14 protein-coding genes are annotated in these 18,295 nt (G+C 30.4%); 3 read left to right on the forward strand and 11 right to left on the reverse strand.

The annotated features are described in order from the left end of the window. Positions 1 to 93: 93 nt before the first annotated feature. From GFU93_RS02020 to GFU93_RS02055, 8 genes are all read right to left on the reverse strand, one after another. Entirely contained in the window at positions 94 to 540 is a 447-nt protein-coding gene (locus tag GFU93_RS02020; protein WP_160566737.1) for a heme-binding domain-containing protein, read from the reverse strand. A gap of 43 nt (positions 541 to 583) precedes the next feature. Then, positions 584 to 2,191, reverse strand: a complete 1,608-nt coding sequence (locus GFU93_RS02025) for an Ig-like domain-containing protein (RefSeq protein WP_160566740.1) — start codon at positions 2,189 to 2,191, stop codon at positions 584 to 586. A 286-nt stretch (positions 2,192 to 2,477) separates the two neighbouring features. Beyond that, positions 2,478 to 3,584 (reverse strand): DUF3810 family protein, encoded by a 1,107-nt coding sequence (locus GFU93_RS02030; RefSeq protein WP_160566743.1) that lies wholly within the window; start codon positions 3,582 to 3,584, stop codon positions 2,478 to 2,480. A gap of 2 nt (positions 3,585 to 3,586) precedes the next feature. Then, positions 3,587 to 4,816 (reverse strand): FtsX-like permease family protein, encoded by a 1,230-nt coding sequence (locus tag GFU93_RS02035; RefSeq protein ID WP_160567206.1) that lies wholly within the window; start codon positions 4,814 to 4,816, stop codon positions 3,587 to 3,589. 270 nt (positions 4,817 to 5,086) lie between these two features. Continuing rightward, positions 5,087 to 5,791 carry a VIT family protein gene (locus GFU93_RS02040; protein ID WP_160566746.1) on the reverse strand — a complete coding sequence of 235 codons (705 nt, stop codon included), beginning with the start codon at positions 5,789 to 5,791 and terminating at the stop codon, positions 5,087 to 5,089. 40 nt (positions 5,792 to 5,831) lie between these two features. Then, positions 5,832 to 6,485 carry a DUF2461 domain-containing protein gene (locus GFU93_RS02045; RefSeq protein ID WP_160566748.1) on the reverse strand — a complete coding sequence of 218 codons (654 nt, stop codon included), beginning with the start codon at positions 6,483 to 6,485 and terminating at the stop codon, positions 5,832 to 5,834. A 156-nt stretch (positions 6,486 to 6,641) separates the two neighbouring features. After that, positions 6,642 to 8,174, reverse strand: a complete 1,533-nt coding sequence (gene guaA, locus GFU93_RS02050; protein WP_160566751.1) for a glutamine-hydrolyzing GMP synthase — start codon at positions 8,172 to 8,174, stop codon at positions 6,642 to 6,644. A 498-nt stretch (positions 8,175 to 8,672) separates the two neighbouring features. Further along, positions 8,673 to 9,851 (reverse strand): sigma-54 dependent transcriptional regulator, encoded by a 1,179-nt coding sequence (locus GFU93_RS02055; protein WP_105297927.1) that lies wholly within the window; start codon positions 9,849 to 9,851, stop codon positions 8,673 to 8,675. 157 nt (positions 9,852 to 10,008) lie between these two features. On the opposite strand from GFU93_RS02055, the gene ribA reads away from it, so the two are divergent. The 3 genes from ribA (at position 10,009) to GFU93_RS02070 (ending at position 13,689) form a co-directional block, all read left to right on the forward strand. Next, positions 10,009 to 10,599 carry a GTP cyclohydrolase II gene (ribA, locus tag GFU93_RS02060; RefSeq protein WP_160566754.1) on the forward strand — a complete coding sequence of 197 codons (591 nt, stop codon included), beginning with the start codon at positions 10,009 to 10,011 and terminating at the stop codon, positions 10,597 to 10,599. A 266-nt stretch (positions 10,600 to 10,865) separates the two neighbouring features. Continuing rightward, entirely contained in the window at positions 10,866 to 12,113 is a 1,248-nt protein-coding gene (gene pepT, locus GFU93_RS02065) for a peptidase T (protein WP_160566757.1), read from the forward strand. A gap of 19 nt (positions 12,114 to 12,132) precedes the next feature. Beyond that, complete coding sequence (locus GFU93_RS02070) at positions 12,133 to 13,689, forward strand: S8 family serine peptidase (RefSeq protein ID WP_160566760.1); 1,557 nt, start codon at positions 12,133 to 12,135, stop codon at positions 13,687 to 13,689. Between the two features lie 59 nt (positions 13,690 to 13,748). On the opposite strand, the gene GFU93_RS02075 is transcribed toward GFU93_RS02070, so the two are convergent. The 3 genes from GFU93_RS02075 to GFU93_RS02085 form a co-directional block, all read right to left on the reverse strand. Next, on the reverse strand, positions 13,749 to 15,680 hold the full coding sequence (locus tag GFU93_RS02075) for a site-specific recombinase (RefSeq protein ID WP_160557229.1): 1,932 nt from the start codon (positions 15,678 to 15,680) through the stop codon (positions 13,749 to 13,751). Between the two features lie 136 nt (positions 15,681 to 15,816). Beyond that, the gene (locus GFU93_RS02080) at positions 15,817 to 16,296 is read right to left on the reverse strand and encodes an ankyrin repeat domain-containing protein (protein ID WP_105297932.1); all 480 of its coding nucleotides are present in this window, start codon (positions 16,294 to 16,296) and stop codon (positions 15,817 to 15,819) included. A gap of 85 nt (positions 16,297 to 16,381) precedes the next feature. Next, entirely contained in the window at positions 16,382 to 17,821 is a 1,440-nt protein-coding gene (locus tag GFU93_RS02085) for a catalase (RefSeq protein ID WP_160566763.1), read from the reverse strand. Between the last annotated feature and the right edge of the window lie 474 nt (positions 17,822 to 18,295).

Raw genomic sequence — 18,295 nt, forward strand, 5'->3', positions numbered from 1 at the left:
ATGATATAGACTCATTACTATCCTGTTCTGTTGATTGATTTAATTTTCTTTTTCTTTTTCCATCCAACAGGTATCTACAAAATGCATGCATTTTTAATTTTTTATGCTACATTGTGTCTGAAACCAATTGAGTAAAAGGATATAATCTTTTTCCGATAAATTCGCCTCTTTGTGCATCCAAAGATAACTGTTGAGGGGCATGGTTTTATTTTCAATTACTCGGTATAGGGATGAATTAATATGTTCTTTTTGATAACGATTATATTTACCATATTCTGAAAAATTAACGTATTCTTTTCCTTGATTCACATGTTCTTTAATAAACCAAGATATAGGAGCGATGGAAGAATACCATGGATAATTTACTTCATTGGAATGACAATCGTAGCAGGCTTTTTTTAAAATTTTTTGTATTTCCGGAGATGCATGTGTTACCCGGTTATAGTCTATTTTTTTGTCAACCGATGGATTTTCTTTATCTATTTGAATTAATTGGAAAGATAAAAAAATGATAATTCCATAAAGCAATACTTTTTTCATCAGTAATCAATTACCGTTTATAGTTTAAATATGGATACTGAATTTATAAAATCCAAACTTCATTAATATCCCATAAAGGTCTGACATCGATAACATTGGGATATAAATAGGTGGGTTCTGCCGGTTTGAAATTTTCCAGATCTGCCGAATCCCAAATTCCGTTATTATTCTCATCCACCAATATACGAATCAAATATTTTCCCGGTTTCATGTTTTGAAATACAAAAGTATCTTGTGATCCATAAATATTTTCCAATACTTCGTATTTTTCATTTACCAGTTGAAAGAAAAATTTTGAATCAGGCTTATTTTGTAATCTGATACTTAAATTTCCAAATTCATTCTGCTTTTTGGTTTTAATAACATATGACAACGTATCTTTATTAGTTTGATTTAAAAAATCTTTAAATGATTGATCTTTGATGGTTACCTTGTATTCCGTATCATAAGCTACAGGAAATTTAATAGCAATATTTTTAGCATTTAAAGAATCTATTTCTGCATTAAAATTTATGGGTTCATTATTTTTACTTACTTCTATTCTGTTTTTGTCAATCCGATCAATATAATTGGATGCTTTTAACATAAAACAGGTAGTGGGTGAAACTTCTTTTTCGATGGGTGTAATTGACAACTCAGACTTTAAGGTATTATCATATAATAAATTAAGCGTATCTACTTTTTGAAGGTATTTTAAAAGTAATTTTATTCTAAATTTCTTTTCTGTTTTTTTGAATTCTGCATTGTTAAAATATACATATAAACTGTCTGCAAAGGGCTGATGTTCTATTTTATAAGAAGGAAAATCACGATCAACAGGAGTTATACTTAATTTATCGGGGTGTCCTTTAAATTTAACTTTTATTATGCCTTGACCCTCTTGTTCTGCTTTTAAAAATTTGTACGATTGCTTTACAGGAGACAATACTAATGAATAAGTTTCCGGATACAAAGGATTAATATCTTTTGCTGCAAATCCTACCATTTCTTTATCCGTGTCAGGAATTAAATTTGAATTTAGATCATTAAATGCCAATAATCTATACTTTCCTTCATGCAAATGTTTTAATTTGAAATTTCCTACAGAATCTACTCTTGAAATGTAATAGGGTTTATTTTTTAAATTTACGGAATCTTTACCTGATTTATCTTTTTCAATCTTATACAAGGATACGATCGTCGGGTTTGCCAGTTCTTTTTTTAAACTTTGCCTAACCGTACCATTAACTTGTAGACTATCAATTGTATTTCCCGTAGAAAATGTATAGGAAAAATTGTTTAATTTATTTCCTTCGTTATTATCTTGAATGCTCGATCCAAAATTGATAGTATAGGTAGTATTCGGAAGTAACGGTTCATAAAAACGAACGGTTACGTATTTCCTTGCTGTACCAACAGGAGAAATGGTTGGGGTAATTGCGGGAGGTGGTGAAATGATGACCTGCTGTGCTATGTCTCTCAAAATCACATATTCATCAAAATTTAATACAATTTCTTTAGTATTAGGATTAACATTTGTAGCTAATGTATCCGGTTTAGAGCCTAAAAATTTAGGAGGTGTAATATCTTTAGGACCTCCGCTTGGACTCCCAACTCGTGCACATGAAATTATAAGGCTGCTTACTACAAGAATTTTAATTATTTTATACATATACAAAGTTTAGTATAGTGTTTACAAATATACTTATTGTGTCCCATTGTCAAGTATTTAATTCTTAATTTATCTTCATCGATGTAAATTTTTGTTTTATACTTGAAAATACCTGATTTTATTGATTCAATAAATCAGGATAATCTGATGTATGACCGGTCAATAAAGTAAAGGGATGAACCGGATATGATTCAACTATAACCGATTGATTATATACAAAGTTTATGAGTTTAGTGAAGATAAAAATTTATATAACTATAAACTATTGCTTCTCTTAATTTTTATTTTACTGAACTAAAGGGTTTTCTTTTAAAAACAAGGAGGGATATTGTTTTTTGTAATAGCTGACAATCATTTGAGATACAAGATTATAAGCAATAATTCCTTCTTTTTGCGAATTTGATTTAAGGTATACATTATTCATATAAGAAAATACATCTGATCCTAAACCTGACATTCCCAGATAATATTTTTTTTCTTTTTCTCGATCCAATTTCATTCCTTCCGAATAATTTCTTAAAAGTAAATGCACAAATGCAGAATCATTTACATAGATTTCTCGCAATAGATAATTTAAAGCTTTATATTTAACACTATATTGGAAATCTTTATTGGGTGAAGATTCTCCCATATAAAAGGAATAAAAGTTTGCTTCATCTTCTCTCGCCACTCCTACCTGATGTCCCATTTCATGTGCTATGGTAAAGGGGATCGATGTATCGGGAATTCCTTTAGCAACTTGAGCTTCTCCTGTAAATGGATTATAATATCCCAGTATTCCCAATTTAATTAAAATGGGATTAAAGATTGATTTTTTAACGTTTTCTCTTTGCCTCGGAATACCATAAAAAGCACTTTGTTCTTGATTAATTATTTGAATCATCTTTTCACGGTTGACCGTAAATTCTCCTTTTTTATTGTTGGAAACTTCTTCCTTTAGTTTAACACATTCATTTAACAAATGTCCCGCAACAATTTTATAATCAATTAGAAATAATTTTTCTTGAGAATTTTCATATTGGGAGAAATTTCTATAATTGTATAAAAGCCCAAAAGACAACATAAACCATCCGTATAAAATGTTTAAAAGAAGTAAGATCTTTATAAAACATGTTGCTATTTTTTCTTTCTTCTTTTTTATAAAAAAAACGAATGCTTGTATCAAACATGCTAAGATGAATACGGCTAAAATTATATAAAATATATCTCCTATTGAAATTGAAATATTTCCGAATACTGAATTTAAAAAAAACTTTACTTTTATTATAAAACGATAATACCAACTATCCGTCGGATTTAAACTCAATTTTATAACTTGAAATATGAAAAATTGCAACAAAAGTGAAGATAATAAACCGCTTATACTTACTTTTATTTTCTTCTTATTTAACATATTTATTGAAATTTTATAGCTTTTATAGGAGATATTTTAGTTATTAAATAAGAAGGTAAAAGTAACACTATTCCGCTAATAACTAAAGAAACCAAAGATATAATAAAAATATAAAAGAAATTTATGTAAACCGGTACTGAACTTACATAGTAATTATCAGGATTCAATTTTATAACCTCAAAATACTTTTGAATATATAATAATGCAATAGCAATACAATTTCCTACCAACAATCCCGGAATCATTATGAAAAGAGTATAATTTATAAAAATTTTTCTAATTTGTTTATTTGATGCTCCCAACGTTTTTAACATTCCTATTGAATTGGTTCGCTCAATAATCAGAATAAGAAGCACCATAATAATATTTATGACAACTACAACCATCATAATCGACATGATTATGAAAATATTGGTATCAAAAATACGTATCCAATCATTGATTTGTGAAAATGTTGTTGTTGCCTTTTCTGCATAATTATTAAATCCGGCACATTCTTCAATTTTAGGGAAAACCGTGTCTAAATCTTCAATATCTTTTATAAAAATATCATATCCTCCTATATCATCTTCGTTCCAATGATTTAATTTTTGGATATGCTGTATATCTCCTATCAAAAAGACATCATCTATTTGTTTTATGTCTGTTCTGAAAATCCCTTTCAACGTAAATCGTCTGTAAATAGGTGTTTGATTTTCTCTTACAAAAAACATGACAAAGGTTGAATCAATATCCAGCTTCATTTCCTTGGCAATTTTTTCGGACAAAATCACCTCATTACTTATCGAATTTTTAGAATAGTTGGGAATTTCCCCTTTAATCATGAATTCTTTAAATCGTTTGCGGTCAAAATCTTCCGAAACTCCTTTTAAAATAACTCCGGCAAAACTTATATTTGTTCTAATTACGCCGCTTCGGGTAGCATATTCTTGAATATTGGAAACCTCAGGATTATTTTTTATTTTTTCAAGCAGTACATTTTTTCTATTTAGTTTAGAACTATTGAATGAATTGTTACTGTCGTAACTTCTAATGGTGATATGACCGTTGAAATCGGCCATTTTTTGTTTAATGGCTTTTTTAGATCCAAGCCCTATAGCCATAGTTAAAACAGATACTACGATACCTATTGCAATAGCCGTTTGACCGATACGAATGATGGTTTGCGAAAGATTATTTTTATTACTTTTTGATAAAGCTATTTTTTTGGATATAAACCAGGTAAAATTCAACTCGGAAATTTTTTTCAAATATAAATAATTGTTTACTATTTTAACCTTTTTTAGCCTATTTCGTTATATAATCGTGGCTTTTAAATTTATGTGTATATATATTTTCTATAAATTGAATCATTCCATATTATTTTTAGTTAGTATTTATTGTAATCATTAATGATTTAAAGGTTTAATTGTACCTTAACTAAAATACAGGTAATACATTTGATTTCTGAAACATTCCATTAGATAAAAACAATTTAACAGATTAATTCTTATGAATTTATACTATCCGACTTGAACGCCAAAAAGATGTCCAACTAAGGCTGCTAAACCCATTGAAAGAGTGCCCCAAAAAGCAATTTTGAACATTCCTTTTAGCATGCTATACCCTCCGGTCTTTGCAGATATGGCTCCAAGTATAATAAGAAAGATAATTGAAAATAAATATTGCATTAAAACCATATGAGTGAGAGGTGCAAAAATCGAAAGAAGTAAAGGTAAAATTCCACCCGATAAAAAAGAAAATAAGGATGCTAAAGCTGCTTGTAAAGGTCGAGCTTTAGATATTTCATTAATTCCCAGCTCATCCCTTGCATGGGCTGCTAACGCATTATGATTCGTAAGTTGTTCAGCTACTTTAATCGATAATTCCTTATCTAAACCCCGTTTTTGATATATTTTAGCTAGTTCTTCTAATTCAACTTCAGGTGTCGCATCTAATTCTCTTTGCTCTCTGATTAAATCCGATTTTTCAATGTCCTCCTGGGAACTTACCGAAACATATTCTCCTGAAGCCATAGACATGGCTCCGGCAATTATCCCCGATACGGCAGATAAAATAATAAATTCTCTATTGGTACTAGCTGCTGCAACTCCTATTACTAAACTGGTTGTAGAAAGTATGCCGTCATTTGCTCCTAAAACTGCTGCACGCAACCAACCGATCTTATGAACATAATGTTTTTCTGAGGTATAAGATTTTTTTTCCATCATAATGAATTAATCATCAATCATTATACCTTAATTGGATTTATTCGTGTGCGAATTCTTCTAAAAATTCGTAAATCGGATGCATAATTTTATATAGATTCGTAGTATATTCTATAAAGCTATTAGTAAATAATTTTTCTTGGGCGAAGGGTTTGGTTACATAAAATCGTTTTAATTTCAAATATTCAACTGCCGGGCTTTCTATATCAAATCCTACAGGTACTCTTTTTAAAACATCGGAATCTCTGGATAAATCGCCGATTTCTTTTTTGAATTTGCTTTCAGATAGAATCGATTTAAATTCTTCAAAATTTTCTTCAATACCTTTTCGAACGTTCTTTACTTGTTTCGAAGTCAAATCATAAAATCCGCAGCTTAGAAAATTATTATTCGGTTGTATGTGTATATAAAATCCTGATCCTTTTTTTTCATTGAATACCGCTCCAAAATGAGTTTTATAAGGAGTTTTGTCTTTTGAAAATCGTATATCTCTATAAATCCTGAATATACATTTTTTAGGATTTAAATATCTAGTTTGGATATCAAATTGAGAAATTGATTGAAGCAACTCAGTCACTAATTGCTCAAAATCTTTTCGTGAATTTTCATACCAATCTTTATTTTCAGCAAACCATTCTCTATTATTATTTTTAGTTAATTCTGATAGAAAATTTATAGATTCTTTATGCAACATGCCATTTTATTTACTATATACAAATATATCAATAAACATTATATTTAATTACAAAAATATGAACATTTAGTTATCTTGTCCACTTATTCATGAAATGTTAAAATAAAAAACGCCCTGAATTGAATTAATTCAGGACGTTTTTTTATATATACTATTTTATTCCCATTCAATAGTAGCCGGTGGTTTAGAAGAAATATCATAGGCCACGCGATTTATACCTTTAACTTCATTGATAATACGATTAGAAACCAATTCTAAAAATTCATAAGGGAATTTTGACCAAGTAGCCGTCATAAAGTCAACAGTATTGGCTGAGCGTATCACTGCTGTATATTCATAAGTCCTTTCATCCCCCATAACTCCAACCGATTTCACGGGCAAAAGAACTACAAATGCCTGACTTACTTTATCATATAAATCGTGTTTATTTAATTCCTCAATAAATATATCATCTGCTTCTTGTAAAATTTTTACTTTTTCTTCGTCAACTTCACCTATCACGCGTATTCCCAAACCGGGTCCGGGGAATGGATGACGGTATACCAATTCTTTTGGAATGCCTAATTCAATACCTACTTTTCTAACTTCATCTTTAAATAATTCTCGCAAAGGTTCTAATAATTGGAGATTAAGCTCATCAGGTAATCCGCCTACATTATGATGTGATTTAATTACTGCTGAAGGTCCTTTTATAGATTTGGATTCTATTACATCGGGATATATAGTTCCTTGAGCAAGGAAATCTATATTTTCCATTTTAAAAGCTTCTTCTTCAAAAACTCGTATAAATTCATTACCAATAATTTTTCTTTTTCTTTCCGGCTCATCTACACCTTTAAGTTTAAAGAAAAACCTTTCTTCTGCATTTACTCTTTTTATATTCATATGAAAATGCTCTCCGTACACTTTCATCACCTTGTCTCCTTCATTTTTACGCAATAAGCCCGTATCTACGAAAATACAGGTAAGTTGATTTCCTATGGCTTTATGTATTAAAACAGCTGCAACAGAAGAATCTACCCCTCCGGAAAGTCCGAGCATTACTTTTTTGCTGCCAACTTTCTCTCGGATCTTTCTGACTTCAGTTTCTATGAAATCAGAAATCTCCCAGTTTTTACTGCATTGACAAATATCAAAAACAAAATTTCTTAATATATGCTCTCCATAGTCACTGTGGGAAACCTCAGGATGAAATTGAACAGCATATATTTTTTTATTTTCATGAGCAATACATGCTATAGAATTAGTGGATGTTCCAATAAGTTCAAAACCCTCGGGTAATTTAGTAACTTCATCAAAATGACTCATCCATACTGTAGAGTTTTCAGGTAAATTAGTCAGTAACGGAGTATTCTTAACAATTTTAAAATCAGACTTCCCATACTCTCCTTTTATTCCTTCCGATACTTCGCCTCCTAAAATTTTAGCCGTAAGCTGCATACCGTAGCAAATTCCCAAAACGGGTATATTTTGCTCGTATAATTCCTTTTCAACCAGATGAGCATCCTTTGAATTAACGGACGAAGGTCCTCCGGAAAGTATAATTCCTTTAGGCTGGTGTGATAATATTTCTTCTAATGGAGTATAGTAGGGTAAAATTTCAGAGTATACACCAAATTCGCGGATTCGACGTCCAATCAATTGATTATATTGGGAACCGAAATCCAAAATGATAATTCCATTTTTCATTAAGTATCGTATAAATATATTTTTAATGCCACCGATGAACTTTATTAAAATAAAAACCTTATGATAGGTATGTGTGTACTTAAAATCAGTTTTTACTAAACTGAAATTAATGTATATATTTTTGAATCATTGGTTTAAATATTTCAAAATGAGTTCCGGCTGAATTTTAAATTAAACAGAGTTTTATTTTTAAAATTTTGCAAATTTAAAAAATTTATAATAGATCTCTACATTCAGCATTTACGGCTTTATAACATATTTACTCCATATAATAAATATATGTTAAATTATGGTAAAATACACTTAATTTATAGCACTATTGACTACAATTAATTAAAACCAAATAATTATTTAAAATAACATAAATAATTCAATATTTAGCCCTATTAAATATATTTATATGAATATATTTTAATTTATATTATACAATTTAAAATTAGTAAAAGAAAATAAAATTATAGATTTTATAAAATAAAAGTCTTTTTAGCTTGATTAGTATTAACAAAAATTTATAACATCTTGTTTAGTGATTGTATCTCCTCCCAAAATAATTAATCTCTCCACAACATTCCTTAATTCTCGGATATTTCCGGTCCATTCAAAAGTTTTTAATAATTCAATAGCTTCTTTATCAAACTTTTTAACTTTAGAACCCTGTTCTTCTGCAATAATTCCTGAAAAATGTTCAATTAACAGAGGGATGTCTTCAATTCTGTCTTTCAATGCCGGAACTTTTAGTTCAATAACAGACAATCTATGATATAAATCTTCTCTGAATCTTCCTTGTTTAATTTCTTCTTTTAAATTTTTGTTCGTTGCAGCAATTACACGAACATCTACAGAAATTTCATTATCACTACCGACTCTGCTAACTTTTCCCTCTTGTAAAGCTCTTAAAACTTTTGCCTGAGCTGATAAACTCATATCACCTATTTCATCCAAAAACAGGGTTCCTTTGTCAGCTAATTCAAATTTACCTTGCTTATCTTTTACTGCTCCCGTAAAAGATCCTTTCATATGACCGAAAAGCTCGCTTTCGATTAATTCAGAAGGGATAGCAGCGCAATTTACTTCGACGATAGTCATTGCGGCTCGATCACTTTTTTCATGTATGGAATGAGCTACCAATTCTTTACCTGTACCATTGGGACCGGTAATTAATACTTTGGCATCTTTTGCAGCTATTTTATCAATTATTTCTTTAATTTCGTTTAGCTTTTTAGAATTTCCGATCATTTCATACTTCTTGCTTACTTTCTTCTTTAGTATTTTATTCTGAGAAAATAACTTTTGGTTTTCAGTGATCAAATTTTTCTTATCCAATGCGTTTCTTACTGCACTTAATAACCTGCCTAAATCCGGGGGTTTAGGAATATAATCAAAAGCCCCTTTTTTAATACAATCAACTGCAATTTCAATAGTACCGTGGCCCGAAATCATAATAAAGGGCAATAAAGGTTTTTCTTTCATGACCTGACATAATAATTCCTCACCGTCCATCTTTGGCATTTTGATATCACAAATTACGAGGTCATATTCATTCTTGTCAATTAATTGCTTAGCTTCCAATCCATCTTTAGCCTCATCAATCTCAAATTTTTTATTTTCTTCAAGCAGTATGTTTTTTAAAACTCTTCGTATAGTTTCCTCATCCTCAACAATTAAAATTTTTGTCATAAATTAATTTATTTGTACATACAAAGATACTGCTTTTAGGTTAAAAATTGATTGCTATATAGTTACTCATTTAGATTTATCCTAAATAAAGTTAATGAATACTGCCAATTTCACATATCAATAATTGTATTAATTTTGCTATTTGTAAATAATGAAGATGAAAAGACAAGCGGAAGCTAATTTACCCACCGAATGGGGAGAATTCGAAATAATAGCATATTCGGAAAATGAAAACGATTGGATGCCTCATCTGGCAATGATCAGTAAAAATACGGATTTAAGAAAAACCGTAAATATTCGTATACATTCTGAATGCATTACAGGGGACTTATTTCATTCGAAACGATGTGATTGTGGAAAGCAATTAGATGCTGCCATGAAATATATCCATGAAAATGGAGGGGTTCTCCTTTATTTAAGACAAGAAGGTAGAAATATCGGAATTATCAACAAACTCAAAGCATACAATCTTCAAGACAAAGGACTCAATACTGCTGAAGCTAATATTGAATTAGGATTTCCAGCTGATGCAAGAGATTTTAAAATTGCCGTGGAAATTTTGGAGGACTTGGGTATCCAATCTGTAAATTTATTAACTAATAATCCGGAAAAGATATCGTTTATAAAAGATAGTTCGATTAAATTAAACCATAGAATCCCTCTTGAAATTAATCCGGAAAAAGAAAATTTAGAATATTTAAAAACTAAAAAGGATTTCTTCGGTCATTTTCTGAATAATATTTCTTAAAAAAATATATTTACTTCATTAAAGGAAAATTATTTACAACGTGAGTATTTATATTATTTTTTATATTTTATACTAAATTTTAGGGAATATGGGTTTTCATTCAAATTAAAATCCAAAGATTTTAATTAAAAATGTAACTAATTAAATGATTTAATTCCATTAGACCCAATAAAAAGTTTAGAGTTCATCTATATCATTTATTAAATCTTTTAATAACAAATATATTTTTTTATAAATTTGATGAAATTATCACTATCTATTAAATAATGTCAACAAATTTAACCTCACATTGGGAAGATAAACTTCTTAATCGTTTTTTAAAATATGTTAGCTTTCATTCTACCAGCGAAGCAGGTATAGAAAAAATACCCAGTACTGAAAGACAATGGAATATAGCCAACTACATTTTCAATGAATTAAAATCCATAGGATTGGAAAATGTTTCCATTGATGAAAACGGTTATGTTATGGGTTTTATTCCTTCAAACAGTTCTCAAGAAATACCAACCGTGGGATTTATATCTCATTATGATACTTCACCTGATTTTTCAGGAGAAAACGTAAAACCTAAAATTTGGAAGAATTATGATGGTAATGATTTACTTTTAAATGAAGCCACCGGTTTTACATTAAAAGTTACTGAATTTCCTGAGCTTAAAGATCACATGGGAGAAACTTTGATTACTACCGATGGAACCACCTTACTAGGAGCTGACGATAAAGCCGGAATTGCAGAAATAGTAACCGCTGCGGAATATTTATTACAGCATCCCGAAATTAAACATGGAAGAATAGCCATTGGATTTACTCCCGATGAAGAAGTTGGAAAAGGTGCCGATTTGTTCGATGTAAAAAAATTTGGTGCTAAATGGGCGTATACTGTAGATGGCGGTGAAGTTGGCGAGCTGGAATTTGAAAATTTTAATGCCGGAGGAGCTGTCATATCAATTATCGGTAAAAGTGTTCATCCCGGATCTGCTAAAGGAAAAATGATTAACGCGGGCTTACTGGCTGTTGAATTTGCAAATGTCATGCCTTCAGATGAAACACCGGCAAATACCGATGGCTATGATGGATTTTATCATTTGACAAAAATTACCGGTAACGTTGAAAAAGCTCAATTGCAATATATTATTCGAGATCATGACTTTAAAAAATATGAATCAAGAAAAGCCTTTATGAAGGATGTGAGTACGAAACTTAATTCCAAATACGGCGAGGGAACTTTTAAAATTGAAATTGAAGATCAATATTTCAATATGAAGGAAAAAATTGAAGATAAAATGTACATAATTGACATTGCAAAAACCGCAATGGAAAAGGTTGGAGTTACCCCTAACATTAAAGCAATCAGAGGAGGCACGGATGGTTCTAAACTTTCCTATATGGGATTGCCTTGTCCAAATATATTTGCCGGAGGTCTTAATTTTCACGGACCTTATGAATTTGTACCTTTAGAATCTATGCTTAAAGCAACTCAAGTAATAATAGAGATTTCTCAAAATATAAAGTAAAAATTAAAATTCACTCCGTATGAAAAAAAAATATGCTGTTCTTTTTTACCTTTTTTCTCTACTTTTTATAAATGCTCAAACAGGTAACAAAATTATTGTTAAGCTGAAAGATAGTTCTCATGGAGAATTGAATCGCGCGAATAAAGTATCCGGCATAAATAGATTATTTTCGTCGAGTAAAGCAGAGAAAATCGTACTGAGCGAAAAAGACCATAATACCATTTACACCGTAGAATTCCCGGAACATTCTGATTTAAAAAAAATTATTGAAGAATATTATAAAACCGGAGAAATTGAATACGCCGAACCGGACTATATTTATACTACTCAAGTTCAATCTACAACTGTTCACCCAAATGATCCGTTTTATAAATATCAATGGGGATTGCATAATGACGGATCGATTTCAACCGCTATAAATAATTATCCTTCCAAAATAGGAGCGGATATAAATATGGAAAAAGCCTGGGAAATTGAAAAAGGGAGTGATTCTATAATTGTGGCAATAATTGATACTGGATTAAATGTAAATCATCCGGAACTTAAAAACCGATTCTGGTCTAATATAGGTAAAAATTTTATCGAGAATCAAAACCCCAACGACTTATCTTCCACCAATGACCATGCAACCAATATAGCAGGTATTATCGCAGCAAATGCTAATGATGGTATGGGGTTTGCCGGAATTGATTGGAATTGTAAGCTTATGATTCTAAAAACTTTGGATAACGACGGTTCCGGGTATACAACTGCTATTGCCAATGCAATACATTACGCTGTTGATAATGGCGCAAGAGTAATTAATTTGTCATTGGGAAGTAGAAATTACTCCCAATTAATGAGCACGGCAATTGAAAAAGCCATAAAAAATAATGTGGTCGTAGTAGCAGCTATGGGAAATGAAAATAGCATTCAGGAGAATTATCCCGCAGCCTATCCCGGTGTTATTGCGGTTGGAGCTATAAATGCTGAATCTAACCGTTCTAATCCTTTTTTTCGCACATCGAATACCGGAAGTAATTATGGAAATCATATTTCTGTTGTAGCTCCCGGAGATGTTATTTGCAGTATATATGATAATTCAATATTTAATCTAAATAATTGCTTAAGTGGCACTTCACAGGCTACTCCTCATGTTGTGGGATTAGCTTCTCTACTTTTGGCTCAAGATTCACGAAGAACTCCCGCCGATATTAAAGCTATTATTGAAAAAACAGCTGACGATCAAATGGGCAATCCTTTAGAGGATACCCCCGGTTGGGATAAGTATTACGGATATGGAAGAATTAATGCTTATCGTGCTCTTTCAGAAAAAATTATTGATAAAAATAATGATTTAAATAAAAAAAGCGTAAAAATATATCCCAATCCGGCTAAATATAAATTTACTTGTGATTTTCCTTCAAATACTACACAAATTACCATTTTTACTAATTTGGGACAGATTATTCAATCTAAAACTATTAACGGATTGACTAGTGATAGCTTTTATATCTCCCAACCGGGAATATATTTTATACATTTTCAATTAGATGACGGTAAAAAAATTTCCAAGAAAATAAGTATTATAAAATAAAATCCTAAGAGATAATGGATTTAAAAACAACTTTCGGAAGATCTCTGAAAGTTGTTTTTTTATTCTATCGGCAAGAAAAAACGAGCCGGATTTTTTATAAATAATTTTAATGCAGAATAAAGTATTTTTCCCATTTCTTTAGTCGGCACATTAACGGATTTCATAGCAACCCATAATGATAACGAAAAGCTTACCAGAAAATTAAATAATCCTATCCCGAATATTCCTACAAATCCTAAAATAAAGTCTCCACATGAAATATCAAAGTTAAAAAATGATAAGGCCATTGCATAATTACCTCCTGAAAATGTTATATGGCGAATATCGAATGGTACGCCTAAAAAGTTACCGATCAGAAATGCGCTCCCCAAACAAAAACCTAAAAAAACATTTCCCGAAATACCTCCTATTTTTTTATTATACCAATTGGCCCAGCTCCTTCTTCTTTTTTCTTTGACAAAACGTTTTAGTAAAGGATGATTATAAAGCCTTTCCGGTATATTGTGATAGCGGGTATAATTTTCTGTGATTCCTGATATTAAGCCGGATATAAACAAAAATAGACCGGCAATGGAAGCAAACCAAAAAATTTTAAAATCAAGGTGAACCACTTCATCTCTAAAATCGGTTGCTTTATGCAAGTTCAATAGCTGAATTCCTGTAAAATAGGACAAAAAGTAATATAATCCTACGCCAACAATAAAAGCTGCAAAAACATTACCTATAAAAGCGATAAACTGGCTTCTGAATATTCTTGAAAATAACAATCCAAACTCTGTATAATCATTGGCAGATTTTTCATCTTGATTTAGAGCATGAGCCAATGTAGCCGCTGTCATGGCGGGTTGTTTGGTTGCTAAGGTCCAATGAATTAAATATATAGAAACAAATCCCCAGGAATAATTTAGACTGTACAATAAGGCTTGGATAAAAGGCGTATAAGTACGCATACCTATTTGAGCTTTTATAAAACACAAGATAGCCACCAAAAAACCTCCTCCCATTGCAGAATAAAGCATTTGGATGTATTCTTTTGATGTATTGGTTATGTATTTTTTACCCGCTTGTCTATTGTGCCATGTAACTAAAGAAGCGACTACATAAAGTGTACTTTGAAATGAGTTCGTAACACTACTTTTTGTTGAGTATATACCCAATAATTTTTTAGTAATGTTAGCCATTGCAAGGGATAAAGATTTATTATCCAGTAGATAGAGAGCATTTAAAAGTATAAGTATACGATCCAATTGTTGTCTTAAACAAGTTACTTTAATCGTAATCGGTAAAGATATACCTTTACTTTCTTTTTGATCAATGATATTATCTAAGTAAATTTTACATAATTTGATTTGATCGGATAAAGTATCTATTTTTTCTTGATTTATAATTTCATGATCTTGTAATATCTTTATAAGACTGCTGGTTAATTTTTGAAATGGGTTTTCTTCAATATTTCTTATGTAACTCATTTTAAAAACTTCAGTATCCGCAGCACCACCTATAACCCTGTCAATTAATATGAGAGCTCCTTCTCTGATTTGTTTAATCACATATCCCCTATTACAAATAATTACATCATCATTAAATAAAACTTCATAAAATTTTTCCCATCGGTCCAGCGGAATCAATTTCATGAAATTATGGTTTACATTAGAATAAAGAACTTCATTAGCTAATGAGAGCAGCGTTTGGTCATCAGAAATTTGAGGTAAAATTTTATTACCTATTTGTCTGAAAAATAATGATATCAGTTTATCATTAGTAAATATTCCAAAATCCGTTAAAAATTTCTGCATGTATATATTCCTGAATAAAGGAATAAGACGCCCGATAAATTTTTCTTTAATGGAATCATTAGTATGTAATAAGTTGGTAATATAGTCTATAAAATCAATAGAGTTATCAAAATTTTTCCTACCGTATTTTAGCAAACTCAGTAAAAAATTACGCTCTTCTCTATTATTTAAAATCTTAATTAATTTTTCTTCCATCTTTATCTTCCAACTAACTTTAACATCTCATTTTATATATTGTATTTTTATCTGTAAACTCTATGAACAAGTGCATATCGTCATAAATTAATTATAACGATATACAAGTAAAAATAAATATATTGAATCTATAAAGTTAATATATCTTTTCCAATAAAGCGGATATTTCTTTTAAACCTTGAATTTTTGCATGAATGGCCGGAGTATTTCCTCTTAAGTCTGCGATCGATGGATCAGCCCCACTTTCTAATAATAATTTAACTATAGAAGGCCGATTAAACGATGCAGCATATATTAATGCAGTAGCTCCGCTGTAATTAGTTTCATTAACGTTTGCGCCTGCATTTATTAATTTATCTGCAATGGTATCAAACCCCTTAAAACATACTCCCATTAATGCGGTATTACCCGAAGCATCTTTTTCATCTACCCTAGAATCAAATTCCAATAAATAATCAACGATTTCCTCATGACCATAATAAGTTGCTAAAAGTAAAGGATTATAACCGCGTCTGTCTTTATAAGTTAATAGAGATAAATCTTTTTTCAAAATTTCAGTTACAAGATCTAAATTGTTATCTCTTATTGCTTGAAATAATACTTCTGGATTTCCCATATAAAAAATATTAAAGAAAATCTGCCGAATAGTATTTCGGCAGAGTAAAAGTTTATTAGTGAATATTAATTTTTAGTGTATTTTTTTAAATTCCAAGTGCTTTTCTAACACCATTTCCGTATTCAGGATCTGCTTGATCAAATAATTTTAATTGTCTTTCGATTATTTCTCTGGATACTCCTTGCATAGCATCTTTGATATTATTAAAAAGCCTCTGTTTTTCTTCTTCTGTAAATAATCTAAATAAGTCTCCGGGTTGCTTAAAATCACCATAAGTATCATTTTCCTCAAAACGATTTATATCACCATGGATTTTATAAGGCGGTTCTTGAAACGAGCGATCTTCAACCGGTCCATTTTTAGAATTTGGCTCATAATAGGCATCCGGATTTTCGTTTAAATTTTCAAAAAAACGCATTTGTCCGTCTTTATAATAGGGATTATTCTCTGATAAGGGATGATTTGCAGGTAAAAACTCATAATGAGTTCCTAATCTATAACGGTGCGCATCAGCATAAGAGAAAATTCTGGCTTGTAAAACTTTGTCCGGTGAAAAGGATATACCGGGAACTATATTAGATGGTGAAAATGCCGCATTTTCAATGTATTGAAAATAATTGCTCGGATTTTCATTTAATTCCATAACTCCAATTTCAATTAACGGATAGTCTGAATGAGGCCATACTTTAGTTAAATCAAAAGGATTGTATGGAGTTTTTAAGGCATCTTCTTCCGGCATGATTTGAGCATATACGGTCCATCTGGGAAAGTCTCCTTTTTCGATTGCCCCAAACAATTGTTCTTGATAATATTCTCTGGTTTTACCGGTGATATCTTGTGCTTCTTGATTGGTTAAGTTTTGTATCTCTTGTTGAGTTTTGAAATGAAGTTTAAACCAAAAACGTTCTCCATTATTATTCCAAAACGAAAAAGTATGTGAACTAAATCCATGCATATGCATCGGGCTTTTAGGTATACCTCGGTCTGACATCAATATGGTAACTTGATGTAAGCTTTCCGGAGTCAATGACCAGAAGTCCCACATGGCTTCACTTGATCTTAAATTTGTTTTAGGGTGTCTTTTTTGTGTGTGTATAAAATCAGGGAATTTATAACCGTCTCTAATAAAGAATACCGGTGTATTATTTCCAACCATATCCCAATTTCCTTCTTCTGTATAAAATTTCAGTGCGAAACCTCTAACATCCCTATCTAAGTCTGATGCTCCTGATTCACCTGCAACTACAGAAAAACGTGCCAACATCCTGGTCTTTTTCCCGATTTCTGAAAAGATTTTTGCCCGTGTGTAGCGGGTAATGTCATGAGTCACCGTAAAGGTCCCGAAAGCCCCCCAACCTTTAGCGTGAACTACTCGTTCCGGTATACGTTCTCTATTTTGATTGGCTAATTTTTCAATTAGTTGATAGTCTTGTATTAAAACCGGACCTCTTATGCCTGCCGTCAATGATTTTTGATTATTAGCTATCGGATTTCCAGCAGTAGTAGTCAACTTCTCGTTGCTCATTTGAATTGCTCTTTAAGTGTTAATAAAGTTTTTTTTGAGTGTTTAATAAACCTTTACATCAAATCAATTGATTGATTTTAATATAGTATAAATATTCCTCATATTATAATATTTACATGCAATATAGCTATTACTATGCCAAATTACAAATTATTATCCAATATTATTTTTACTTTTAAAATTTAACATTATGTATATAAAAAAAAATTAACAGTATAATTAACATATTAAAATATATATAATATATATTATATCGATTTTAATTATAAAAAACAATATTATAGTAATTAATAAAAATTATATGATTTTTGTTAGTAATATAAAATTTTAACGTTTAAATAAATGAATTTTTTAATTTCCTTTAAAAATTAAAAAAATAATTTTTAAAATTACACCCTTTTTAATACTTGATAATTCATTTTTAATATTTTATAAAGGCACAAGAATAGGTAGCGAATAATTTAGATTTAAAGT

Source organism: Apibacter sp. B3546 (genome assembly GCF_009827885.1).
Lineage (GTDB): Bacteria > Bacteroidota > Bacteroidia > Flavobacteriales > Weeksellaceae > Apibacter.